Origin of the sequence: Butyrivibrio sp. NC2007 (genome assembly GCF_000421405.1) — a bacterium.
Classification (GTDB): domain Bacteria; phylum Bacillota; class Clostridia; order Lachnospirales; family Lachnospiraceae; genus Butyrivibrio.
The window spans coordinates 37,027-60,991 of the sequence record NZ_ATWY01000012.1 but is presented as its reverse complement, the minus strand read 5'-3'; the positions used below and the strand labels follow the sequence as shown (position 1 = coordinate 60,991).

21 protein-coding genes and 1 riboswitch are annotated in these 23,965 nt (G+C 40.9%); of the genes, 1 reads left to right on the top strand and 20 read right to left on the bottom strand.

Translation table 11 applies throughout. The annotated features are described in order from the left end of the window. Nucleotides 1–37: 37 nt before the first annotated feature. The 12 genes from G632_RS0110655 to G632_RS0110595 all read right to left on the bottom strand — a co-directional run bounded on the left by G632_RS0110655 (nucleotide 38) and on the right by G632_RS0110595 (nucleotide 18,422). A complete protein-coding gene (locus tag G632_RS0110655) occupies nucleotides 38–643 on the bottom strand; it encodes a hypothetical protein (RefSeq protein ID WP_022769135.1) in 606 nt (201 codons plus the stop codon). Nucleotides 644–752: 109 nt separating this feature from the next. Continuing rightward, nucleotides 753–847: riboswitch (SAM riboswitch) on the bottom strand. 76 nt (nucleotides 848–923) lie between these two features. Then, a complete protein-coding gene (locus G632_RS0110650) occupies nucleotides 924–1,865 on the bottom strand; it encodes a hypothetical protein (RefSeq protein WP_022769133.1) in 942 nt (313 codons plus the stop codon). 63 nt (nucleotides 1,866–1,928) lie between these two features. Further along, a complete protein-coding gene (locus G632_RS21230) occupies nucleotides 1,929–3,998 on the bottom strand; it encodes an AAA family ATPase (RefSeq protein WP_022769132.1) in 2,070 nt (689 codons plus the stop codon). A gap of 154 nt (nucleotides 3,999–4,152) precedes the next feature. Beyond that, entirely contained in the window at nucleotides 4,153–5,970 is a 1,818-nt protein-coding gene (locus G632_RS0110640) for a DUF262 domain-containing protein (protein WP_022769131.1), read from the bottom strand. Between the two features lie 8 nt (nucleotides 5,971–5,978). After that, nucleotides 5,979–7,316: a DUF262 domain-containing protein gene (locus G632_RS0110635; RefSeq protein WP_022769129.1), complete on the bottom strand. Its 1,338-nt coding sequence runs from the start codon at nucleotides 7,314–7,316 to the stop codon at nucleotides 5,979–5,981. Nucleotides 7,317–7,377: 61 nt separating this feature from the next. Further along, complete coding sequence (locus tag G632_RS0110630; RefSeq protein WP_022769128.1) at nucleotides 7,378–8,385, bottom strand: helix-turn-helix transcriptional regulator; 1,008 nt, start codon at nucleotides 8,383–8,385, stop codon at nucleotides 7,378–7,380. A gap of 32 nt (nucleotides 8,386–8,417) precedes the next feature. After that, nucleotides 8,418–8,642, bottom strand: coding sequence for a hypothetical protein (locus G632_RS0110625; RefSeq protein ID WP_022769127.1), 225 nt, complete (start codon nucleotides 8,640–8,642; stop codon nucleotides 8,418–8,420). 92 nt (nucleotides 8,643–8,734) lie between these two features. Continuing rightward, the gene (locus tag G632_RS21225) at nucleotides 8,735–10,930 is read right to left on the bottom strand and encodes an HNH endonuclease (protein ID WP_022769125.1); all 2,196 of its coding nucleotides are present in this window, start codon (nucleotides 10,928–10,930) and stop codon (nucleotides 8,735–8,737) included. A gap of 11 nt (nucleotides 10,931–10,941) precedes the next feature. After that, the gene (locus G632_RS0110610) at nucleotides 10,942–14,367 is read right to left on the bottom strand and encodes a UvrD-helicase domain-containing protein (protein WP_022769124.1); all 3,426 of its coding nucleotides are present in this window, start codon (nucleotides 14,365–14,367) and stop codon (nucleotides 10,942–10,944) included. 3 nt (nucleotides 14,368–14,370) lie between these two features. Continuing rightward, nucleotides 14,371–16,941: a PD-(D/E)XK nuclease family protein gene (locus G632_RS0110605; RefSeq protein WP_022769123.1), complete on the bottom strand. Its 2,571-nt coding sequence runs from the start codon at nucleotides 16,939–16,941 to the stop codon at nucleotides 14,371–14,373. 135 nt (nucleotides 16,942–17,076) lie between these two features. Continuing rightward, nucleotides 17,077–17,727 carry a 3'-5' exonuclease gene (locus G632_RS0110600; RefSeq protein ID WP_022769122.1) on the bottom strand — a complete coding sequence of 217 codons (651 nt, stop codon included), beginning with the start codon at nucleotides 17,725–17,727 and terminating at the stop codon, nucleotides 17,077–17,079. A 221-nt stretch (nucleotides 17,728–17,948) separates the two neighbouring features. After that, nucleotides 17,949–18,422 (bottom strand): hypothetical protein, encoded by a 474-nt coding sequence (locus G632_RS0110595; protein ID WP_022769120.1) that lies wholly within the window; start codon nucleotides 18,420–18,422, stop codon nucleotides 17,949–17,951. Between the two features lie 18 nt (nucleotides 18,423–18,440). Between G632_RS0110595 and G632_RS0110590 the strand changes: the two genes are divergently transcribed. Next, nucleotides 18,441–18,947 (top strand): hypothetical protein, encoded by a 507-nt coding sequence (locus G632_RS0110590; RefSeq protein ID WP_022769119.1) that lies wholly within the window; start codon nucleotides 18,441–18,443, stop codon nucleotides 18,945–18,947. 110 nt (nucleotides 18,948–19,057) lie between these two features. Here the strand turns inward: G632_RS0110590 and G632_RS0110585 are convergent, their stop codons facing one another. From G632_RS0110585 to G632_RS19660, 8 genes are all read right to left on the bottom strand, one after another. Continuing rightward, complete coding sequence (locus G632_RS0110585; protein WP_022769118.1) at nucleotides 19,058–20,014, bottom strand: DNA/RNA non-specific endonuclease; 957 nt, start codon at nucleotides 20,012–20,014, stop codon at nucleotides 19,058–19,060. A 13-nt stretch (nucleotides 20,015–20,027) separates the two neighbouring features. Next, nucleotides 20,028–20,666, bottom strand: a complete 639-nt coding sequence (locus tag G632_RS0110580; protein WP_022769116.1) for a hypothetical protein — start codon at nucleotides 20,664–20,666, stop codon at nucleotides 20,028–20,030. 28 nt (nucleotides 20,667–20,694) lie between these two features. Further along, nucleotides 20,695–20,976: a hypothetical protein gene (locus tag G632_RS0110575; protein ID WP_026512534.1), complete on the bottom strand. Its 282-nt coding sequence runs from the start codon at nucleotides 20,974–20,976 to the stop codon at nucleotides 20,695–20,697. A 77-nt stretch (nucleotides 20,977–21,053) separates the two neighbouring features. Then, nucleotides 21,054–21,437 carry a hypothetical protein gene (locus G632_RS0110570; protein ID WP_026512533.1) on the bottom strand — a complete coding sequence of 128 codons (384 nt, stop codon included), beginning with the start codon at nucleotides 21,435–21,437 and terminating at the stop codon, nucleotides 21,054–21,056. A gap of 216 nt (nucleotides 21,438–21,653) precedes the next feature. Continuing rightward, nucleotides 21,654–22,034 carry a DNA-directed RNA polymerase subunit alpha C-terminal domain-containing protein gene (locus G632_RS0110565; RefSeq protein ID WP_022769114.1) on the bottom strand — a complete coding sequence of 127 codons (381 nt, stop codon included), beginning with the start codon at nucleotides 22,032–22,034 and terminating at the stop codon, nucleotides 21,654–21,656. After that, the gene (locus G632_RS0110560) at nucleotides 21,967–22,473 is read right to left on the bottom strand and encodes an Lrp/AsnC family transcriptional regulator (protein ID WP_022769113.1); all 507 of its coding nucleotides are present in this window, start codon (nucleotides 22,471–22,473) and stop codon (nucleotides 21,967–21,969) included. The genes G632_RS0110565 and G632_RS0110560 overlap by 68 nt, the downstream gene beginning before the upstream one ends. A gap of 176 nt (nucleotides 22,474–22,649) precedes the next feature. Further along, the gene (locus G632_RS0110555; protein WP_022769111.1) at nucleotides 22,650–23,531 is read right to left on the bottom strand and encodes a hypothetical protein; all 882 of its coding nucleotides are present in this window, start codon (nucleotides 23,529–23,531) and stop codon (nucleotides 22,650–22,652) included. Nucleotides 23,532–23,542: 11 nt separating this feature from the next. Then, complete coding sequence (locus G632_RS19660; protein WP_022769110.1) at nucleotides 23,543–23,965, bottom strand: HIRAN domain-containing protein; 423 nt, start codon at nucleotides 23,963–23,965, stop codon at nucleotides 23,543–23,545.

The following is a 23,965-nucleotide window of genomic DNA, read 5'->3' as shown; positions in this document are numbered from 1 at the left end:
GATTCAAGCTGAACTTGAATCTTACCTGGCTACCCAATCAAAATGTAATTATCCACCATTTTGCAGCCACACTATTCGGATGCTCTTCCCTTTCAAAACAGTGCTTGACATCTTTTTCAAAATATTCGATTTCAGATTCAATTTCTTCTTCTGTATAATGCTCTTTATACCATGAATCATCCAGCAATGCTGTCTTTAAATCTTTACAGTACTCCTCAAAAGAAGGATCGGCACCGAAATATGCTGCGTCTCGTTCTTCTCTTTTTCTTTTATTCTCCGCCTCAATCGCATCCTTATTCTTCAGATACTCATCTAACTTACGTTGCTGCTCCCAGGAATAATACCCCATAGCTAGTCCTTCGTACTTCTTAAAGATGAAGTATATCTGCTTAAACTCATCAATATGTATTGCATGATTACCCACCACAGGAGCTAATCCAACGCCTGCCATCCCTCTAGTGTAAACCTTGGAATTGATGTTTACATATAAAGCATGTGGGCCGTTCCCATGACCAAAACTTTCGTATTCAAACCCTTCCTCACGTAGCCACTTAATAAACGGATCTTCACTAGAGAATGTGATCTTTTCATCATAAATGTAAAATGCTGATGTTCCTTCTTTCAATCTTCTTTCATTAGACATAAAAAGCCTCCTTATCTACTATAAAGAGGCTACAAAAGACATCTTTTTCGTTGGTGAACCAACAAAAAAGACCCATCGTCTCGATGAGTCCTTACTACGAAGTAGTCTGTACCCATCGATCAAGCTTTGGCACCTTACCACTAGTATTCGTGGCAGGTTGTCGTGCGGTCATTGGGCTTGTCCCTCGCGCACTCTTCATAGGTTTCTTATTTGATTAGAATATAACATTACTTTCTGCCGGTTTCAACTGACATTATATTTTATTCATGTTTATTATGTTTTATTTACATTTACTAATAAACCTTAATACCGCGTGACCCAGCCGCCCACGCGGGGTGTCCTTGTTTTCTAAATCACTAAAATGCCATAATTTCGATTCACCATTTATCTTAAGCTCATAAACAATTCCGTCGGAGGCATAATTCAAAGATGCGAAATTTTCATCGCTTTCGTTAAAAATGTGGTAAATGCTTCGAAGAAATGTGTCTAAAGCAGATTTAGAAAAAGAACCATGCTTAGTTTCCCCTGAATACGGTATTTCTACCCATTCAAACCTTTCGCAATAAAACTCATATTCGTATCCATCCATAGGTTTCCATGAGTCGTTGACATGAAGGGACAGACTGTATGGATATATGACCTCTTCCCTCTTTTTATGTACATTTTTAATCTTTAATCGTTCTTCTTTTGCTTCCTCTATACCATCAAACGTATATCTCACATTCGGCAAAAATGGAATCTGAGTAAGCCCCTCTTCTGATATCATGTAGAACACAAACCATATATCGTTATCTTTAGCTTTTTCCAGAAATACTTCCTCATATTTTTCGAAAGCCTTTTCATTCCACTTATCAGTAAATAGTATAACGTTCTTTAAACCGGAGACATCTTTCATGTCATCTGTTGCTTTATCAATTTTTGAGAAAACCGGAGAAAGCTTAGTTTCTTCCAAGCCAAAACACAAGAGGTTGTTACAAGGTGTTTTTTTCCGGGCTTTTGTAGGGATAACACTCAATTCATGCCTAAAGCCATAATCTTTAAGCTTTTCCGGAAATTCAGAAAGTGCAGTAATGATGTCTTCTATTTTTTCGTCTCTGCGATTATCATCAAGGAATTCACTTATTGGGTCTGCCATCTGAACATCTAAGCAGCCACAAGTGCTCCTAATGAGGTTTGCAGCCTCAGTTACAGAAAAAGTATCGTTATATGAATTACCTCTCATAAGATCCACCTCCTATTACCATGTTATCATAAATTATTAATCAACATCCAGGTTCTGTGGCACTTATATCGCAAACCCAATCTTCTTCTCTTCCTTGCCGACCTTTCCGGCATTGACTTCAAAATCCTCTGCCGTCAACACCTTCAGGGCCTCTCTGTCGATTTTCTGTCCTGCATTCTCCGTCATTATTCTTCCGGCCTGGGCCATCTCTGCCTGCTCAAGAAGTGTTCTTACAAACCTGCCATTACCAAATTCCTTCTTCTGAGAAGCATTACGGAATATCTCCATGCACTTATCTGCTGCACCATCCGCAAGAGAATATCCCTTCTTACCTGCCATAAGGTCCAGAATCTGACCCAGTTCCTCAGCCTTATAATCTGGGAAATCAATATGAAACGCTATTCTGCTTCTCAGGCCTTCATTCTTATCCAGGAAAGCCTTCATCTTCTCAGGATATCCGGCAAAGATCACGATAACATCATCCCTGTGATTCTCCATCTCCTGAACGATAGTATTTATAGCCTCATCGCCAAAGCTGTTACTGTCATCAACCAATGCATAAGCCTCATCGATGAAAAGAATTCCGCCCTTGGCCTCCCCGAACTTAGCCCTCACGGTCTTAGCTGTCCAGCCCACATACTTTCCAACAAGATCCGCACGCCCGCACTCAACAAATCTATTTCCATCCAGGGCTTCTTCCTTATATAAAATGTCCGCCAGCAGCCTTGCAACAGTTGTCTTTGCAGTGCCAGGATTTCCAGTAAAGATCATGTGCATGGAAGGCTTGTAGTTATCAATCCCCATCTCGCTTCTGATCTTTCTGACCTTTGCAGAATTCAAAATGTCATTAACAGTCTTCTTGACCTCTGTGAGGCCGATCATTCCCATAAGTTCTTTATATGGCTCGATCTCACACTTCTTCTCCTTGACGTCATAGTAGTTGACCTTTTCATAAGCCAGGTAATGCATCTTTTTGAGGCTGTCCTTATAGATCTTGTTGATTGTTGAGTATGCCTCTCCTACGGAAAAGAGCTGCTTATCAGGCAGCGCCACGTCAATATCAGCATCAGTGACCTTCATTCCCTTTTCCTTCATCTGTTTCTTAATAAAATCAGCAGCAAGGTCGCGATTTACCGTTCCTTCTCTTAGCTCGACTATATCAACATCTTCCTGGATTGTACTCATTAGAGCCTTTGAAAACCCTGGATTTTCAGTGAGCTCAACAAAGATAAACAGGGTGTTTACCTGATACTTCTCAATCTGCTTGTCAAAAAAGTGAATGACTTCATGGTACGCTGACGCATAGCTGCCATGGTCTTCTTCCGTCCCAGACATGTCTATCACTACAACTCCGCCCTGTGCATGATCAACTGTGTGAACGAACTCCTCCTCGTCGTAACAGCCCTCTGTAATCTCATAGATCTTATTCACCCTGTTTCCAAGAAGTCTGTTGTTTGACCTTAAGGAGTTGACCAGAACATCGACCATCCCATTGGCCGAATCCATATTTGACGCAGAAACCTTGTAGTGCACCGGATTTCCGTAATATTTCTTTTCATTTCTGTCAGAATAAATTCTCTCAATCTCCTCAACCAACGACTTATCTGCCAGTATCTTAGTGGCTTCCTCTTTGGCTTTCGAAAGGCTCCACTTTTTGCCGTCCATCAGCTTTTCTTTTATGCTGAAGGCTCTTTCATTGAAGTAATCAGTCCCCAATTCAGAAATGGTGTCATAGGAACTGTTCAACAGCTCATAAAAAGGAGCCTTGTTGATCATTATGTTAAACTCATGAACGGTTATCTCCCGAACTTCGGTAAAAGAAATATCGTCAACATCAAAGTACTCTGTCAGATAGCCTGTGATCTTCTTCTTAAAATTCTTCATTGAATACTTATTAAGATCAATGGAAAAGACGACTTTCAGTTCCTCTGCTCTGGCTGAGTACACCAAAAGAGAAAATGGATCTTCGTGCCCATCTTTGTTACTGAAGATTCCGTTCATATTCCTGAGCTTGGTATTAAAGCTTCGTTTTTCTTCATCACTGGATGGCGTATAAGTAAGCTTGCGGTCCTCATCACAGCCAAATGGAAGGCTCATAGCCTTATAAGTTACAATGGCACTATAAAAATTCATCCTTGTACCTCCGTCTGAATCACGCTTTTCCTTCTTTTCATCTTCATAGTATCAAAGGGGTGGTACAAAAATTTGCACATTAAAAGAGCCCCTTGACGAGGCTCTTTTAAGTATGTATTATGATGTTTCATTCCAAGATACAATGGCCCAAACGCTACTTGTGATTCTTTATCTCATCATCAAGAATCTTCATCATTTCATCGTTATGATCCTTCGCGGTTTTAATCTCCCATATTCCATTATTCTTCATCATCAAATCACGCATAAGCATAAGTTTTGGACTTTGTTCAATGTATTCAGGATAATCCTCTGCTTTCTGATGCGGTAACATATTAGAAAACTTGGAATTAGCCGACACCGTAATAAGTGCAAGATTTCCAAAACAGTTTAAACTCTTTGCATCCCAAACATTTTTTGTAATTGGGTGTTGTGGGAAAAAATGTTCTATTGAGGTTCTAAACTGGAACTGATAATTATCTGCTTTATCCCGTGAAAGAACATAGTCGAGGTAAGTAAACACAATCCTATCAATTCCAAATCCTTCTCGGCTCTTGTACTCTGAATCCAAGATTTTATCGCAACAATACTTTTCCAAAACAAATTGCAAATCGATACCTTCACTTTTGGCTAATTCTGCTAATGCTTTAGATATCCAATGCATTGTTTTGGGCGATGTATAAGTAATACGAAGGCAAGATTGTAATAAGCGCACTCGTTTTGTAGAGTTATTATCTGTGTCCCCAGTATTATAAGTTCCTGTATAGGTTGGTTGGGGTCCTTTGTTTCCTATATATTTCTCGATGCGTTGTAAAGACCACCGACCCTCAATTCTATAATCCTTAGCATACTCACGTTTTATAATGTATTTGTCGAAAAGCATTCGATACTTCAATAATGAAAAAATAAAACTCAATGCACTATCATTATCCGCATAATGAGGCTTCATCAAGGATATGAATTTCTTGTCATCTAATCCCGCATCATCTTCTATACCTGCCGAACTCACAGCCTCATTTACTTGTAATAAAAAATTTGGAAACGAAATAATTGATTCGAACCTTTCATTTTCCTCGGGTTTATTGTCTTTAGATTCCTTTTTAGTACTCTTAAATCCTTCCCGGAGCTTGCTGATCAAAGTGTATTTGTTTTCATCACTCCCACTATTTCCCATTACTTTTCCTTCGATCATAAATAACGGTCGAATATCTTCGTATTTTTGATATGGAAAAGATACCCAATCATCACCAAACACATTTTCTCGCACCTGCTTAGGAAATGACATCTGTACATATCTATCCATTAGAGCACACGCATCCCAAATTGATGCCGCTATGATCTTATCTTCTCTAGAATCAATAACAGAAAGAATGTTGCCTTTAACTATCTCATGAAGTTCGAGTTGTTCTCCGCGCGTATTCATTATTTCGAAATAATGGTTGAGATCAATCTTTTTAGGTACCTGAGTACGAATAATAGCAATATGCGCAAGCTTATTCTTGAAGTCATCCGCAAAGCCTTTTGATTCTTCTGTTTTCCTCAAAAAGTACTTCTTAATTATGGAGTATCCATTTATTATTTCTTCTGAAAACCATGGTTCTTTTTCTAATTCATCCGTTGTATTTTTTATTTTATTTATTTCTGAAAGTGTTTTATTCGACTTTTCCCTTGCTTCAAATCTTAATGAATTCCTATTAACGGACTCATCATTCAGATATGATAACAATAAAAAGATAGTTGTAAGTCTCTGCTGTCCGTCTATTACTTCAAAGACACTTGCTGATTGTTGATTGACAATAAGACTTCCAAGATAGTATTTTCCCGTTGAATCATTAATATCTTCAAGAAGCTGCTCAATCTCATCACTCTCCCAAGCATAGTTTCGTTGATAGATTGGCACTATATACTCAGTACCCCTGAATAAATTTACAAGACTATATTCTTCTGGCTGCACAATTTCTTCTAAATATTCCATATATCCACCTATGAGTTGATTCTATCAATAATATTTTTGTACCTATCTACATTGACCTTATATGTTTCAGCATCTGCCATATCAACAGACTCGAGGATAATTGCGTCCATTTCAGACGGATCTTGCATTTCGCTTATTCTTGCGAATAAGTTAACCCCATAATTCACACGATCGTTAATCCCTTGAGCATAGCGGTTAACAGATTCCCAATAAACTGCTTTCATGACAACTCTAAGAGAATATGCCCATTTATACATTTGTTCGAGTCTAGTATCACTCAAAGCCTCAATGTTGAATTTATCTACATAGAACATAACAATATTTATAAATAATTTCTTAATGTAGCTATCTCCTACACCGCTTTCAGGGATAAGCCCATCTACATTTGTAGCTTTATACTTGAATTCTACTAATTGTTCTACAGTTTCTTTTAGTTTAAGGTAATGCAAACTGTATTCAAAGAATCTCTTTCCTGCTATGACCGGTTGCGTCAGCTGAAACTGATTAATCATTTTCCCTGATGCTAACTCATACATGCCTTCTCTATTGAAATGTTCAACATAGAGATTTGCTGCTCGATTATATATCGAAAAATTAAAATTATTACTTGTCTTTATTCCTTTGAAAGTCTTAATATCCTTTGCAGAATAACCAATTCCATCCTGAAATTTATACCAACGAACCATAGGATACAAATGATCCTTAAAAAGATGCTCCAACTTTTTCTGATTGGTCGTCTCCCATCTCTCAATAATACTAATCTTTTCTGTTTCATCATCATCTCGCATTTCTCTAAGATGATACGATTTGAGCAAATCATGAGGTGCCAAAGCTTTACCTCTAGAATTCTGAGAATCGAAAAACTGAAAAGCCTCCTGCTCACTATCTGTTACAATACGAACCATAGTGCATCTATCTAGCAAATATGCCAAATACTTATCCAGCTCAGATTCTTCCATTTCTTTTACCTTACGCAAAAGAATCTGATGGTTATTAACTATTGCTTCCAAAGAAAGATCATTAAATTCTGCCTTCAATAACTCCGGTAAGGATGCTAACGCCTTGTCTTTTTTTATTTCTGAAAAGCAATATACAAGAATAGACAACGTTGTTAGACGTTGTTGCCCATCTACTATTTTCATTTTGCCTTCGTTATTATGCAAAACTACCGAACCTATTCGATATTCTGGTACTTTCGAAACAAACGCATTATAGATATCAGAAAATAGCGTAACCGCCGACTCCGTTGTCCATCTATATGGTCTTTGATACTCAGGAATATCAAGTTTTTCTCCTAAAATAGTCTTAAGTGTAACTATCTGTAAATGCTCATACTCATTAGACATATCGTCCTCCAGATATCAGTTTTATATTAAAGCATCTATACTTTTCTTTCTTAATCGTTCATCAATTATCATTGTGGTACTTATCGTTCATTTTTTTTATCTCTTTTGCTAGATCTGCTCTTAGCGACGCGGGTGCCAGAACTTCTACTTGCGGCCCATATTGAAGAGCCCAACAGAACATGGCATTCTCATTGCATCGGACCAGAATCTCAAGCTTATCTTCAGTACTCTTCAGAATCTTAAAATCCTTACCAAACCAATCTACTAGAGCATCCATCATCCCCGGAGTGGTTTTAAGCGTAACATTAAGCGTTTCTCCACAGAACATGTAGATATGCTCTGCCATATGCTTGGACAGGTTAAGCTGACCATCAAGGCCAACCACTTCTTTCTGAGGCTTAACCTTCTCATCAAGAATCACCACATTGGTCATCTTATCAATCCTGTAATAGGCCACATCATCGTATTTGTCCAAATTCCCGAGAAGGTAATAATGCCCACCCGAAGCTACCATCTGGTACGGATTGACCACATAGTTCCTACCAAGATCGTGCATCTTGAAATCGAGGCCATACTTACAATAGTGAAAAGAAATCTTTTTCTTATTATCAATTGCATCATCAATAGCGCTGACGTTATAGAGAACCTGCTTGTTATCGGTGCGGTTCATGGTTGGAGTAGGTTTAACGTGAGAAACACGCATATCAAAATATATGTTGCCAAAGGACTTCAGCTTTTCGATGAGTCTTTTGGCATAAGCATCTGAAATAGTCTTGGAAAAGAGCACAGAATCAATAAGCAGACGCAGTTCCGCATCCTCAAACTCCCTGCTCATGAGATAGTACCCATTTCCCTCTTCCATGGATATTTCATAGCCCATATCAACCAAAGACAGAACATTAGCCTTCACAGAACGACGATCAATCTTCTCAACTCCATAGTCAGACCTAAGAATCCTGATGATTGCCTGCTGGGTCAGAGTATGGTCCGCATCAGAATATCGCTGAAGTACATCCAATATGAGTAAGTTCAGCATCTTTTTCGTTTCAGTTCCATATACTTTGATCATGAGATTCTCCCACAGTTACTCAATGCTCAGTATCAGTCTAGAGCCATGTAGCAGTCCTTAGCATACTCTCGCCAATCTTCCTGCGTTGTTTTAGCAGTAACTTCAAACTCATATCCGGAAACATCTGACTTGATGTGATAGACATCATTCTCGCCTATCCCCATTTCATCAAGAAATACTTTTAGATGCTCCACCTTGTTCTTTTCCTTAAGAACATTTCCGTCTTTGTCCTTTAATACAAAATGATCTGTCCACATAAATCTGCCCCTTTCTATAAAATACAGCGATAAGTATCTTTCCTATGCTTATCATAAGACATGGGGCTGTACATTTTTATGTGCATATTCTTCTAATCTAAACCATACATGTGCAGTAATTGCTGGAAGTCCATTGTCACGCCTTTAATTGTCTTATCAAGTCCCGCAGCATACAATGCATCTTTACGCTCATCAAAGAGCTGCTTAAGCAATTTTTCAGCTCCTTCACCATAATGAATCTGATTATGGCAATTACTACACAGCGAAACTATATTTTCCTCAGTATCAAGGGTATACTCAAACTCCGAAGAAAACTCTAGCGGAATTAGATGATGTGTCTCGGTATAGTCTTTATCTGAATTCCTTCTTTTGAATGTAGGATGGTTTTTATCAATCTCACAGTGATATCCTGCTCTGACTAGTGCATTAACTCTACGATCAGCGTGTCGAGGAACAATATTCCCTTCCTTAGGTACTTTTGCACTGGCCTTAATCTCACTAGCCCTTGGTGAACTACTATATTCAAAGTTCTTTGGGGCTTCTGCCAAATCAGAACCACAAACTTCATCATCAAGCTTCTTTGATTCTTCCTCAATGCGCTTCTTTACATCGGCTCTTGGGGCTGCTACATACTGTATAGTTCTTCTCTTTATAGAAGCCATGAAGCATAAAAACTGATAAAACCTATATATAGACCAGTCCAATATTGTTTCATCACAATACCGCCAGAAATAGAGATAGGACTGTTTTGCCACCAAATCTACAGATTCGTCTGATTTTATCCCAAGTGCATAATTAAAGTTTTCAACAACTCGGCCACTTAAAGTGTACAGATACGCATATCCATCTTTATCGTATAAGGTGTATATTTGAGCAGCCAACTCACTTCCATAAATGCTATTACGAATCCGGTCATTTATACTTGTATCAGTATCATGTAACAGATCCACAAGGGCTCTGCCAAACTCATTTACCTGGCCAATCTTTTCAAGAATCAATTCCTTGTTATAGGAAGCTTCAAATAACGAATTAAGTACATCTGCTAGTTCAGGTGCAAATGAATTCTCATATTGCTCAGCCCCCATCCTGCTTAGTGCTATCAGACTATATTTCTCAGTAAATGTCTTCCTTATGTTGTCATACTGTACTTCGTCGTCAAAATATTCCTTATCTTTTTCTAAGAACCTCGTAATATATGCCTTTTGCTGCTTATAGTCTTTATCAACATAAAAGCTTTTGAAAACATCTTTTCCAATCTGAGACATGTCAAAATACTTCATATCATGTCCAGATTCCCAGATCGATAAATCTATGCCCTCCTTTATACGTCGAGAAACATGGTATCGAAGACTTGAACTGTTATAGTCAAGCATAAATGTGCCAACATACCTAAAATCCCTTTCTCCCATCTTCATAAAAGTATGAGATGGTCTGATATCGACACCATAGTGTAATGAGGGCTCCTTACCATTTGCATTAACCATTTCCCCAGGATAAAGCATTTGAATAATGATATCTTTATTATCATCCTCAAAGTAATTCTTCCAGTTTACCTCTGATGATCCTGGGACATATCTACCATTCTCAATCTTGGCAAGATGAGGGAACCAAACCAAGCAACCATCTCCAGGCTCCCATGTGGCATGCTGCAAAGAAGCATGCATATCTGCCCCAAAACATGCATTAAGAACCTCAAAGTTATATGAAAAACTTATGTTGTCAGACGCTTTTATATAACGAAGCTTGCCAACTTCGCTACTTGGTACATAACTTTTATAATCCGATATGTATTCCATAACCCGTTCATTCAAATCTCCGGATTTATCCCCATACCAAATATTGTTTTGCCCCATGCCCTCAACTTGAAACAGTCTGTCCTTGGGATCAAGCAGAAAAACATCTTCCGCATATATATTGTAAACAGAGTGCGATTTTAATGAGCGAACCTCCATTGCTTCTTCTGGAACGTCCTGTAATTCTCTGTAAACAGTAGCATTTTTATACCAGCCAACGATAAATTGTCCGCCACCTGAAGGCTTCCGGGCAACCCAGACTACAAGAACATTCTCTGCGTATGCAGCGTTAGTATCACCACATAGTTTTTCTACATGAATGGTGTTATTTACACCAGACTCTACAAATCCATAATACTTTCCATTAACGCCTAAATAATTATGGACTTCATGTCCGATGTTATTCCGATTATACTTTCCACCACCTTGTGGACGTTCACTATCAACTCCCTGATAGTCATTCATCCAGCCTACTCTGCAATAAAGAATACTCATAGTATTTCCCTTCACACATCAATATGGTACGTCAGCGCATCAGCGTCTTCTCCGGTTGTAGCCTTAAAAGCCTTTATATAAGCCGAAAGCTGTTCCTGGTACTTGGTATCCAAATCGCTTCCGTCAGCATTGGTCTTATAATCTACGATATGCCACTGACCATCCTTGGTGTAAATCACATCCATGATTCCGTTCCAGATAACAAGTCCATTAGAGTCATCACGATAACAGAATGGAACCTCGCAGTATACTTCATCAGCGCTGATAAGCGTATTCAACATATCTTGTGGGAGGCCATTTGTCTGGGCATAGCCGCCAGATTGCATATGTTCTGCTACAGCCGTCAGCTTCTTAGCAATAACCTTCTCATATGGTTCGAACTCAGGTGTTCTGTACTCACGAATTATCTCCACGATTGCACCAGAAACGTCAAGCTTATTCCTGGTGGAGACCATCATTTCCATAAGCTTGTGGACCATGGTTCCTGTAAGAGCAGCCATACCACCGCGAGAACCTACATCATCAGCGGATTTAGAATCTTTACGCCTTGCTGAATCAGCTTCTGCAGCTTCATTACTAGCTGTGATAACCCCAGCATGAACCTCATCTTTATCAGCAAGCTTTGACTTCAGCTCCAATCTACTCGGATTCTCTATAGTATATGTCCCGGTCTCAGCGTCCCTATCATTAAGTGCGCATCCTTCCTGGGCTTCCTCATAAAGCTTCTCAGCGTCAGCAACATGAACCTCTGCCTTTCTCTTCTCTGTAGGCTCAGTCAGAACTGAGAAGATATCGCCATCTACTGAAGCAAGCAGGTCTTTCCACTTACAATCCTGCACTTCATTCCCGCCTCTTAAGTAAACACTGTTGCAGATGATCAGCGCATTGCGGGCTCTGGTTGCTGCAACATAAACGAGCCTTTGCCCCTCAGCCTTAAGCGAAGCATCCTCAGCCGCCTTCTCATCAGCAAAGCTACTAGTTTCAAAGTATTTCCAAGTGCCTCCATTATCAAGTTTCTCACCGAGAGAGAACACATAGCCTTCCGAACCTTTCTCACCATGAACAAACCTGGATGTGGAGCCAAATGTCTTGCCTGAAGAAGCCGCCAGTATCACAACCGGTGCCTCAAGACCTTTTACCTTGTGAAGATTCGCCATATGAACACAGTCTTTGCTGTCATTTAAGCTAAGGCATCTCTCTTCATCGGACTCCCCGGCAATCAGCTCATCCAAAAGAGCTGCTCCATCCTTCAAAGTCACAACCTCTCCGGACTTTTCTGCATTCCTGATAAGCTCCAGCGTGTAATAAACCACTTCAAGGTTATCGGCTTCCACCGACTCATATACCTTGAATTCATCCATTATTCTGGAGAAAAGAGCTGCCGGCGACAATCTCTGCGCCTCCCGGCTCAAGTCCTTCAGCATATCCAACTTCTCTTTTACCTTCTGAACAGCTTCACTCTGGTCTGATAGCTCTTTTGCATAATTCAGCGCAAGAACTCCGCCCTTAGAGCGGAATTCCATAATATCTTGTTTCGATATTCCCAGAACCTTACCGCTCAGCGCGCCATAAAGGGCAATCTTGTCCTCAGGATCTGCCACAGCAGTATAGATCAGCAGAATCTCCCGAAGCGCCTCATTTTCTCCGAAGGGAACAGAACCCTCAACCTTAGTCGGAATCTCTCTTGAACTAAGTTCAGCACCAATAGGCGCAAGCCCTTTCTTTGCACCAGTAATGATCATGATATCGCTGTACTTGATAGGCCTCGGTGCATCATCACCATCGGGGGATACGAGATACTCCGGCCTTCCTACAAGCCGCTCTATCATGTCAGCAATCTTGACCGGATCTGCCTCATCCGGATTATCCTTGGCCGCCTGTCCCGTATATGCCTTATACGAATATATGCCCTGGAACTCGCCATTTATCTCTTCGGGAAGAGGAATCTCCTCGAACTTACTCTGATCATCAGTCTCTTCAGGCAGCATCTCAGAAAAGACCTTGTTATAGTACGTGCACAAAGCCCGTGTAGACCTGAAGTTTCTGGACAGCATTGCTATCGCACCGCCATTCTTCTCAAACAGCTTCTTCACATTCAGGAACGACGTAACATCCGCGCTTCTGAACCTATAAATGGACTGCTTGGGGTCACCAACTATGAAAAGAGATCCCGGCTTGGGCTCGCAGTCTCTCCACTGAGGCACAGGCTTTTTTGCCGTCAGATAAAAGAACACTTCCGCCTGCATAGGATTTGTGTCCTGGAACTCATCGATCAGGAAATAGCTATGACGCTCATAGATGTAATTGATGAGCTTTCCATCCTTCTCAGCATCCTTCTTGAGCATATTCCTCAGGTAAAAGAGATAGTCAAAGTAGGTAAGGCATCCCTTTTCCAGCATAGCCTGCTCAATGATTGGAATGCATTTATTCAAAAAAGTCATGGAAATGTTGTACTTAAGCTCACCGGCCTTTACAAACAAACCTTCTTCCTGACCAACAGAACATTCAAGCCACTTGCCCTTAGCTCCGCCGGGTTCAAAGAGTCCTCCAAGAGAAGCTCCAAAATCATCAACTGCACCAGGAATTGTTCGAATATCTTTCAGATCCTTAAGCGCACTAAGTATACCGGTAAAGTCATTAGACCACTTTCGCTTAAGCACATTATAAATGGATTCAATTTTTGCCCATGCTTCTCTGCTTTCCTTTTTGCCGTCATACATGACTTCAGGGTGATCCTTAAGGCACTTTACGGCTCTTATTATCTCGGTTCTCTGATTACCATATTCTTTATCCATGTCAAAAGAAGTGATCTCTTTGTAATTGAAATGCACGTTCCGGTTGTCCATAAGAAGCTGCATTCCCTTTACAAACACCTCCTCTGCAGACCTGTTGACTGAGCGGAAGCCCTTGGCCAGGTCCTGTATCTCTTTTCCGTACTCACCATCACAGATCTTCACATACTGCTGTTTATATATTGTCTCAACATCCACGTCAGAAACTATCGTTGAATCTGAAGGAATGCCGGCCTCAGAAGGATGCTCAGACAAGACCATTCCACAAAAAGAGTCAATGGTCCCCATGAAGCACAGATCAATGTTCTGAAGAGCTTTTTCACACCTTGCCCTGGTCTCATCTGTCGGAGCCGGAAGCTGTCCTGCAAAGCCCTTATCCTTCCAGACAAAAGCAGGGTTACTGCGCTCAATAAGTGCCCTTTGGAACCTGTCGTAGAACTCTCCGGCAGCTGCTTTTGTGAAGGTAATGGCGCATATCCTGCCAATATCAATACCAGCCTCAACCATAGCAACCATGCGGCTTACAAGCATAGTCGTCTTACCGGATCCTGCGCCGGCTTCAACAAAGAAATTAGTATCTATTTCAGATATGATCCTGTTTCTGGATAAAGAATCTATCTCAAGGTTTGACTTAGGATTCCCCATAGATCACACCTCGCTTTCTGCGGAGCTCTTGCCGCATATGTTGCAATATTTGCAATACTTGCAAGGGTTCTTATCCTTAATCTCCTCTGGATCAGGCACCGGAAATTCTCCATTAACCATGGCTTCCTTAAAAGAATTCAGCCTCTCAAGCATGGCATTCTTCATTTCATCATCATACTTACAAGTCACAGTTTCTCCCAAACGGATATATCTGTATTCCCCGCCTGAGATCTTAAGCCCCTTCTTCTCCATAAGGTAGGCATATATGAGTACCTGAAGGCAGGTCTCGATGTCGTCCTGAACGTGTTTAACGCTACGGCCGGTCTTAAAGTCCACGATAAGGCAGGTGCCGTCATCCAGTTTTTCGACACGGTCCGGGAATCCATGAATCTTAACTCCGCTCTCATGAACGCAGTGCACGTCCTCTTCCTCCAGAACTACTTCTCTGTGAGGATCCATTTCATAGGCAGTCTCCATCATTTCCAGGAACTGTTCTTTTTCAGCTTCAACCTTACCGCTGATCAGTGGCGGATTCTCAGATATAAAGCTGTCAAAAGAGCTTTCGGACATCTTCTGGAATTCGTCACCGGTAATGGTGGAATTGCCAAGCTCTTCCATCAGAGCATGAGCCATGGAACCACTTTCGGCTGCAGATATGATCTCAAATGGGTCATCATCTTCAGGCTCAGGTATACCAAGAATATAACTAAGAAGGAACCTTCTCGGACAGCTAAAGAAAGTATCAAGAGCGGTCGGTGAATATTCATTTTCAAGGTTCCAGCCGAAGTTAAGGGCCACCTCGGAATTATCCGTGCCCATTGAAATCTTTAGTCCTTTATCGTATGCATCACCAACTTTTCTGGTAACAGAAACAGCTGGTGCAAAGTAAGTAACCTTCTCTACTACTGCCTCAAGTTCTTTTGCCGTAGCATCAGCTCCATGCTCCTGACGGAACAGTTCAAAGAGTAGTGACGATGCGTTATCGCGCTTAAGGTCAGAAACATTTAGCCCTGCGTATGACACATGGATATCTGAACCCAAAGCCGAAGCAACACTTGCCAGCTTAAGAAGGCTCTCTCGTTTCCTAAGAATCTTTCCATCAGCAGTCAGGAAATCCGCTCCAGTACCAAAGAGCTTAAGGTCAGAATCCAGGAGAAGGTAATTCTCTCTTGGCGATCCGGGATATTTGGACGCAGACAGCCCTGCAATGTACAGATTCTTTCTGACAGCAGAAACAGCCCCACTGATACTTGTCACATGAATCTTTCCGGCCTCGCTCCTTTGCGAGCAGACATTATTCTTAAGAATAGAAAGGATCAGACCTTCAGTATCCTGCTCTATCCCCGCCTTATGAATCGTACTAAGTTCGCCGTAGATGGTTGCTGAAGCTGCTATATCCAGACTCATGAGAAGGGCATCTTTGTTCTTGTCAGTTCCAGTGCGGATATAGGAATATTTGGAGATAAACTCTTCCACCGGAAGTGCCAGCTCATTTGCCACAACTTCAAGACAAGGGATCACCTGCTTCTTTTTCTCATCAGTAGTGTTCTTAAGAGCAGCTATCCTCTCATCATTTGTCTTTTTATCATTAGTAAGCTTAAGGCTCCCCAGAGTCTCGTAGAACACTCTCCAGCTAAAGCCCTCCCCGGTTTCCGGGAACATATCATATAACTTGGATCTGTTAAAAGATGCACTGCCAAGCATCTCATTTATTGCCGCAGCGCCAAAGAAGCCCCTGGTCATCCAGTTATAATACAGGGACAGAAGTTTTGCCGGGTTAGAATTAACGATAGGAATCCCGCATCCGAAGGTCACGGGGATGTCATATAGAAGCGCATAGTCAAAGAATAGCTGCGCATAGGTCGTAACATCAGTCACAGCCACGGTACATTCATCAAGCTTCTTGCCATTATAAACATCTGCAATGATGGTCTCCACCTCATTAGGCGCACCATAGCAGTTCTTGAAGCTTGAAATCTTAGTTCCTGAATCCTTCTTGTCAAAAAGGCTGCAGATATCTTTTTGCTGATACTTTCCACCAGACACTCTTGTCAAAAGAGCTTCATCAAGAGGTGTGAACGGGCATTCCTGAAGCGTGATGAAGTCGGCATCTATCGGATCACAGTTCATTGCTGCCCTGCGCTCAAGGGTAATGGCATCCACAACCTTCTTGGAAGTGAGCAAATCCATATACTTCTTATACACACTGATAAGCGCAGTATTTTTATCAGTAAAGATGCCTTTGCTGAGGGTACCCTCTATCGCCTTGGCTTCATCAGCATCAGAAACAAGGCTCCTCATACGCCTGATGGCAGACGCAAGCTCCTTGATATCTGAGTATGAGGGCCTTTCAAAGTAGCTCTCACCCTCTACCGCCTTTGCCACAAGAGTAGTCTCTTCATCAGAATCTACGAAATCCTCTTTAATAGAAATACCGGAACGCATTAGGGCTGTGCGAGCAAGCTCCCCAGCGTTGCAAATGCGCAGATTGATGCAATTCTTGCCATGCATGGCAAGATTCTTTATCAGTTCCTGGCCGTTTAGGCCAGGGGCAAATACGATTGTTTCTCTCATATATTGAAACCCTTCGTGACTAGGATATTTTTATATCCACAGTCATTTAATATAGTTCATAACATATCACAATAATTGTATCATGATACCGACAACACAATTCCTAAATAACAATAAATTTCCTGTTTAGCTCTATCATGCCAACACTATCCCAGCAAACAGATCTCCCATACAAAAACTCAGATGCTCAACATCTTCCTTTCTAGCTGTCTCGTACCATTCGTTAAGTCTGTAATCTGGTTCTGTCTCCAGCTTAGTAAAAAGAGTTGCTGTATTAGCCGCGTCTACAAGGCCATTATGTGCTCTGCCTTCAGGAGCAATGTTTGAAATAAAGAGCGCATCTTCAAGGCTGTAAGACTTCTTCCTATCCATCTTCTGCCCAAAGGTCTTTTGGCAGTCAATCCAGTTTGCAAAGATAATCTCCAAACGATCATCCTCTATCCCCTTTGCAAAAGCTTCATGTATTATCTGCTTTGGATCTGAATCACTCCAGGACACACATCTCACATCGTCAGCTGGCAACCAATCCAGGAATGCCTCCAAAGCTTCCTCAAAAGAAGGAGCCTCTGCTACATCGTGCTGAGATATCCCTGTCAGCTTCTCAATAAAGTCATCAATCCAGCCATATTCAGGTTTAACATAAGTATTGAACTCATCTATGACTTCATAATTATCATCAAGAAGAACCGCACCAATCTGGATAGTCTCCTGGCGATATTTATACCCATATTTCCTGATTCCCTTAGGAACCATGCACATTTCGAGGTCTAATACGGCATATTTCATAGCAGTTTCCTACCTTTCTCTAACAAAAACTTTAGTTCCTGATGATATAATCCTAGCAATTCAGAAGGGTCATAAAAAGGACTGCTCAACATGCGAAGAGCGCGAAGAGCGAAGAGCGGAGAGCGTCCAAGTTCTTGGATCAGCTCTCCGCACTACGTTATAACCATATTCCAGTCGCCGAGTCGGCGACACATCCACAACAAACAACTACTACAATGTAATCAATCACCAATACAAGGACATTTGAATTGATATAGCACACTGTTGATCAGGTCTATATCATAAATCCGCTTTGACAGGAAGTATCTCAGAATCATATCGCCTCTGTTATTCGAGGCAAAGGAATAACTTGCAAGTCCAAGCAATTCAACACTTTCAAGATAATCCAGTCCAAAAGCAATACATAAAGCAAACACTGTTTTCTTTGAAGGATGATACCTGCGATTCTTGATTATCTTGTGAAACAACCTTCTGTCAATATAGGCTCTCTCGTAGAGATCTTTTGTAGTAAGCCGCTTGGTGTCCATATAGTATCGGACCATGGATGAAAAAGTTGTTGTTTCATCAATATCAGAAAGCATGTTATTCACTTCGGCAACAATCTTGGATTCGGTAACATCTTTATTTATTGCCTCTTTGATGTCATTATCCGGATTTTCAAGATCAAACAGATAAAATATGTGTTCTTGTTTCATGCTAAAGGAAGCCTCTCAATGAAAATAATTATTATCGACACAAGCCACAATTCCTCGATGACAAAAGTAAGAGCTTTTCTCAATCATCACAGTGATGCAGAAAGAATCTTTATCTTCGATATAATGTCATGGGAATACGCCACTGTCGAAGATCTGGAAGAGGATCTAAATGAATCTCCTGAAGAGTTCTTCTCAAAACCCTGTGCATACTATGATCTCGTTGTGGCTATCCTGGGTAAAGTAAGAAAAACTGGCGCTGATTCAATTATAGTCTACTCTCCAGAAATAGATGAATGTAGCAGACTATCAAGTGAATTCCTTTTTGATAACTTCATCAGGCACTTTGATATGTATAATCCCGGGATTCTAGATATCAATTATTCAAACCTCGAGTATATTCCTCATCTTGTAAAGGTCAAAAATCCCATAAAAGATCTATTAAATCGATTTTCATTTCCAAGATTGGAGTTATTCGGACTTAATAATGCCTCAGATGATTATGATGACTTTTACTCCGCCAGTTAAATTCCCAACACTTTAAATATAACTTATACCACTACCATATTTGTCGCCGAAGGAGCGACAAAGAGTCGGGATGCCTTAGTTTGATCCCGACTCTTGTCTACTCTGATCTACTATGGATTGCACCTCTTACAAGGATCATATCCATCAGCAATCATCTCTTCCCTGGTCTTTGTACTGTATTCCTTGTTCTTTTCCTTCATGTCAGTAACACTATCGCATGTTGGAAGATGGAACTTCTTGGAATTCTTGTTCAGAATGTAGGTTGCTTCTCTATCTGTCTGCAATGGAGCTGATCTGTCAACGCTTGTACCAGTATTTCCTCCAGTAATAACAAACTCATCAGCACTAACAACCTTCTTATGGTTCGGATCAGCCTTGTTGCTGCCATCCTTATAATCAATTGTGACCCCAGGCTGCACATTGTAGCAAAAGACATTGAAGCTAACGCCTTTTCCTTTATCCTCTACAGAATATGCTTCAATCTGAACGCCGTCGCAAAGAAGGTTCTTGCCAGTAAACACAGGAGTTACCCTGTACATTACATGATTTCCGGTTTTGTGGATGTAGCTAGCAACCTCGTTCTCATAAGGCAGCATGCCGTCAACATTCATGTATCTTGTTCCGGTCACCAGGTTCTTCTCATTGGCATTCTCACCAGTCAGTTGGAATCCAATCATGTGGCATCTGTTGTATAGATACGGAGGATCTGAATCTACAAGTCCAGGATACTTGTTCTGTTTCCATCCTGTAGGACGTACATCGCCAATGGACTGACGCTCCTCTTTAGGCATTAGATCCTGACCGATGCAGGCATACGCTGTTGTAACTCTGCCGAGTTTATCACGGTCTCCATAGCTTTCAAAAGACTTGGTTGTGATCTCATCCATTGTAAAGCCAGGAACGTTCTTGCTCAGCTCAACAGACGCATTTCCATCATATGTTGAAATCTCATCCTCTGCATGAGTCTGAACGCTCCAGAACAGGAATGAAGACATAGTAATGCTAAGAGCCAGCAACAATGCGTATATTCTATTTGCAGAACCAACCATTCTTAACCTTGGCTTCATCTCATAATCCTCGTTATTTCATCCAATCCAACACTGCGACTGGAGTCTGCTTTCCATCTCCAAAATCATAAGGTATTACCCTTACAAGATCTCCCTCATGGACTCCCATCAGTGGATTCATTGGCTCATTAAGCAACTTTACCATGATAGCTCCATCTTCTGCTTTGCCAAGCTCTGTTACCCACATTTTCTCAACTTTCTGATCTGGTGAAAGAAATACTACAAGAATATCATTGGGATATGAAGGGTGTCTGAAATCATCAAATAGCACCTCTTCATGTATTTCTGTGTTGTCCGGCATATAGCCGTAAGCCTCTTTTATATGGTCTGCATGATGCTTGTAAAACAGCATGTCCGATTCCTCAAACACCAATGCATCAGAATTCAGGCCACCCTCTCGAAGAATCAGCATCGTTGTCATTTCTCTATCGTGATGGTATTTAATGGAATTATCTTCAAAGACAGTTGCCCAGCATATTGCTCTGTAACTAAGGCCACATTGCTGGTCTAGGTAACAATATGTCAATAAAGCATTGTCGTTCTCCTGCCCTTGATACAGGCTTCTGAAAGTCAAAAGTTTATCTGCTGGAAGATTGTAAAACAATACAAAATGGTATGGAAGTTTCTTGATATTGTACTCTCTGATATCCATGTAGTTCCTCACAATCTACGAATATGCATTAAAACTCATCATCAAAATCATCCGGATCCAGCCCTGCATCCTCTAGAGCAGATCTACGTTCATCTTCATCCATGAGCTCCAGCTCGTCTCTATCAAGACCTGCCATCTCGATCTCGTCTAAAACGTCATCATCCTCATCCACAGAGCTTCCGGATGAGATACCATTGTTGTCCTCAAAAAATGTATCATTGATAAAAGCCCATTCTGCTCCGCTAATCTTGCCATCTCTGTTGAGATCAAATGCTGAATGCCCAAATAATCTATCCATAGGTCCTTCCATGATAAAATCCTCCTTTGTTATAAAAGGGGAAACAGCCTCTGCCATCTCCCCCCGTTGTCATCCCCTAAATATTCTCCTCAGTCGTAAAGATCGTTCCAGTAATCCTCTGCTGCTTCATAAGCTTCGTCGTAATCATCGTAGTCATCTTCGTAATCGTAGAACTCTTCATACTTGTCATCTGCGAAGTCCTGAGCTGATTTGTACTTGTTTGAATCATAATAGTCACTGCTTGACTTCTTTGATTTTGACTTTGATGAACTGCTCTTTTTGGAGCTCTTTGAACTCTTGGAAGATTTGTTCTTCTTGGAAGAGGAACTTGTTGTCTTCTTTTTCTTTGAACTCTTTGAATATGAAGTTGTTTTCTTTGTCTTGTTTGATGCCTCTACAGTTACAGGTGAAACGCTGACTGTCAGGAACATCATTGCTAATGCTATCATCAAACCAATCATTGTCTTTTTCATGGTTTCTTTCCTCCTTGTGGGTGAACTGTGTGTTATCTTACTCCTATGATAAAGCTCGGACTCATTGGAATAAATGTTGTCTTCCGTCACTTAACTCGTTTTAAATCGCTGTTTTGGAAAAAGAGCTTTAGCCCTTGCTTTATCTTATGACCTAAGTCTAATACTCTATTAGGGTTATAAACCTCCCTATATCCACGAACAATAGTTCTTTTGACCTCAAGAGCCCTGTTTTGCTGCATTCATCTGCACAACTTCCAGGATATATTTTGCTCTCTTCTCCTTAGGAAGTGCACTGTACTGATACAAAAAGAGCTTTTCCATTATCTCTCTGCAGCTCTTGGATCCACAGTTCCTTATCTTACTGATTTCTGTTCCACCGGCAATTGCCTCTGCCAGATCTCCGATGGTTCCGTATCCAGCTCTCTTCAAACTGTTATATGCTCTGACCCCGAGGTCCAAAGCCTCAATTGGCGTCTCGCTCATCTTGGAATTCAGGTAAATATTGAAAAAGAACTTCCCGCCCTTTTTCTCATGAATCCTGTCCCCTGTTATCTGCTCGATTATCTGTGACAGTGTCTGACTCTGATCTGCGCTCATATTCAATTCCTCCATAGACGTCCTTGATAATCTCCCGGACCTGGCGCGCATGATATTCAACGATATCATCAATGCAGGCCTTTTTGATTATCTTGGCCATGTAATTGATCTGCTCTAGAGAATCGGATACAGCAACAAGATGAATATGATACTCCTTGAGAGTTGTGTAGATCTGACGCACATACACTGTTCTTGTGGCGACATATTCCAGCACCCTGTCGAACCCTTCGGGTGTGGTAATGATATCGATCAGCATCGTTATCTCATCATCTCTCTTGATGTAAGTGTTATATTGGCGGATGATTCCGGCTTCCTCAAGCTTAGCTATCCTCTTCTTTGCAGCCACTCTGGAGATTTCCAGCGCATCTCCAATCTCCTGATAGCTCTTTCGGGCATCGCCTTTAATCATATTCAAAATCTGCTTATCTTTTTCATCCATGCTTTTGCTCCTTATCAGTGTCGACTCTGATGAGCTGATTATATTTGGCAAAAGAAATTGTGGCAATAGCAAAGGTTACGAAACGTAACTTTTCAGTTTCATTCCGTAACCCCAACTTTCAACGGGCTCCGTACAAGCCCGTACAAGCCACAAGCCTGTACAAGTCATCGTACAAGTCATAACGAGTCAACAAATTCGACGTCTTTTTCCCACTTTTTTCTAGCACTCATATAACTACTGCTTTTATGTGACTGGATATTAAATTTGAGAATTTTCAATACATCGCCTTTGCTTGCCAATCCGGTTTCAATAATCTCTTCAAGAATTCCTTGTCTTTCATCTTCAGTAAGATTATTACCCGCTACCGAATATCCAAACTCACTTAATAATGATTTATCCCTCAAGTCATACAATGCGTTATCATCGTCATAATTGTGATGAACTTTCCCATTTCTGCAATAGTGTATTCCTAACTTTCCCTTTCCATATTTGTAAAAAAAGCTCTTATATCTACTAACGCTCGTAATGTATTCGCTATGGGATTTGTCAAATACAACTTGAATAGGCGCAAAGCCAGTAACAATGTCAGACCATATCAAAATGTCTTGAGGATGAATTCCTTTTTGAGTTAAAAGCCTGTTATATTGATCATCCTGAACCACATCAAGAAATCTTATATCAATAAGCGCATTCCAATTAGCGTACCTGTCATCATGATTGATTACTTCCTTTATTGCATAAAGCTTACCTTGAATTTCTATTTTTTCCGCTTTCTTTTGGATTTCTGTAATGATAGACCTTCCAATCTCATCTGCAAAATAAAAAATATGTTGTTCGTGATTTGTATCCTTCTTACGAACAGTCACATAAAACCGTTCTCGCTCCCAGTCACTGTCCTGTACAATGATTGTAATAAGCAGTCCTCCCGTCCGCTTATCTACTTCTTTATTGTGACACGCATAGCAAAAACCTTCAGATGTAAGTGGTCCTTGTGACCCACACAACCGGCATGTTTTCATTTGAGTAATAGTTCCTCTCTTTTTTGCAACCGCTAACAACTTTCGTCGCCTCAATCACACATATAAACATCAATGTAAATCTCAATCCAGGAATCCCGTTCGTCAAGATGGTCCCCTATATCACCACCATGAACAATTCCGAACAGTTCCTTTCCTGCATCCATCAAATGGTAAAGAACCTCGTTCTTAACTCTGGGGATATAACCAAGTTTCTTCCCCTTAGGATCAAGAACAAGAATTGCCTTCTCATCATACTTATTCTTGGGTTCCAACAGCAGTTTGAGCCTGTCGCCTTTCTTTAGTGCCTTAGCCTGCTTGTAAATAGTCTTCACGTGCATAGCACCGTTGATCATGGTATTCATTAAAAAGATATCCCTAGAAAACGGAAGACTCGTATCGATGCCATTTTTACTGAGAATACTTGACGTAAGCGCAGCATTCTGAACATTTGCAAGCTCGTTGTTATCTCCCAT

What these genes read in the sequence shown, in the direction of transcription:
- G632_RS0110565 (WP_022769114.1), bottom strand. Translation starts at nt 22,034, where the DNA reads ATGAGCGCAGATCAGAGTCAGACACTGTCACAGATAATCGAGCAGATA.
- G632_RS0110590 (WP_022769119.1), top strand. Translation starts at nt 18,441, where the DNA reads ATGAAAATAATTATTATCGACACAAGCCACAATTCCTCGATGACAAAA.
- G632_RS21225 (WP_022769125.1), bottom strand. Translation starts at nt 10,930, where the DNA reads ATGAGTATTCTTTATTGCAGAGTAGGCTGGATGAATGACTATCAGGGA.
- G632_RS0110635 (WP_022769129.1), bottom strand. Translation starts at nt 7,316, where the DNA reads ATGTCTAATGAGTATGAGCATTTACAGATAGTTACACTTAAGACTATT.
- G632_RS0110580 (WP_022769116.1), bottom strand. Translation starts at nt 20,666, where the DNA reads ATGGATATCAGAGAGTACAATATCAAGAAACTTCCATACCATTTTGTA.
- G632_RS0110560 (WP_022769113.1), bottom strand. Translation starts at nt 22,473, where the DNA reads ATGGATGAAAAAGATAAGCAGATTTTGAATATGATTAAAGGCGATGCC.
- G632_RS0110650 (WP_022769133.1), bottom strand. Translation starts at nt 1,865, where the DNA reads ATGAGAGGTAATTCATATAACGATACTTTTTCTGTAACTGAGGCTGCA.
- G632_RS0110605 (WP_022769123.1), bottom strand. Translation starts at nt 16,941, where the DNA reads ATGAGAGAAACAATCGTATTTGCCCCTGGCCTAAACGGCCAGGAACTG.
- G632_RS0110610 (WP_022769124.1), bottom strand. Translation starts at nt 14,367, where the DNA reads ATGGGGAATCCTAAGTCAAACCTTGAGATAGATTCTTTATCCAGAAAC.
- G632_RS0110655 (WP_022769135.1), bottom strand. Translation starts at nt 643, where the DNA reads ATGTCTAATGAAAGAAGATTGAAAGAAGGAACATCAGCATTTTACATT.
- G632_RS0110630 (WP_022769128.1), bottom strand. Translation starts at nt 8,385, where the DNA reads ATGATCAAAGTATATGGAACTGAAACGAAAAAGATGCTGAACTTACTC.
- G632_RS0110595 (WP_022769120.1), bottom strand. Translation starts at nt 18,422, where the DNA reads ATGAAACAAGAACACATATTTTATCTGTTTGATCTTGAAAATCCGGAT.
- G632_RS0110570 (WP_026512533.1), bottom strand. Translation starts at nt 21,437, where the DNA reads ATGAAAAAGACAATGATTGGTTTGATGATAGCATTAGCAATGATGTTC.
- G632_RS19660 (WP_022769110.1), bottom strand. Translation starts at nt 23,965, where the DNA reads ATGGGAGATAACAACGAGCTTGCAAATGTTCAGAATGCTGCGCTTACG.
- G632_RS0110640 (WP_022769131.1), bottom strand. Translation starts at nt 5,970, where the DNA reads ATGGAATATTTAGAAGAAATTGTGCAGCCAGAAGAATATAGTCTTGTA.
- G632_RS0110575 (WP_026512534.1), bottom strand. Translation starts at nt 20,976, where the DNA reads ATGGAAGGACCTATGGATAGATTATTTGGGCATTCAGCATTTGATCTC.
- G632_RS0110585 (WP_022769118.1), bottom strand. Translation starts at nt 20,014, where the DNA reads ATGAAGCCAAGGTTAAGAATGGTTGGTTCTGCAAATAGAATATACGCA.
- G632_RS21230 (WP_022769132.1), bottom strand. Translation starts at nt 3,998, where the DNA reads ATGAATTTTTATAGTGCCATTGTAACTTATAAGGCTATGAGCCTTCCA.
- G632_RS0110625 (WP_022769127.1), bottom strand. Translation starts at nt 8,642, where the DNA reads ATGTGGACAGATCATTTTGTATTAAAGGACAAAGACGGAAATGTTCTT.
- G632_RS0110600 (WP_022769122.1), bottom strand. Translation starts at nt 17,727, where the DNA reads ATGAAATATGCCGTATTAGACCTCGAAATGTGCATGGTTCCTAAGGGA.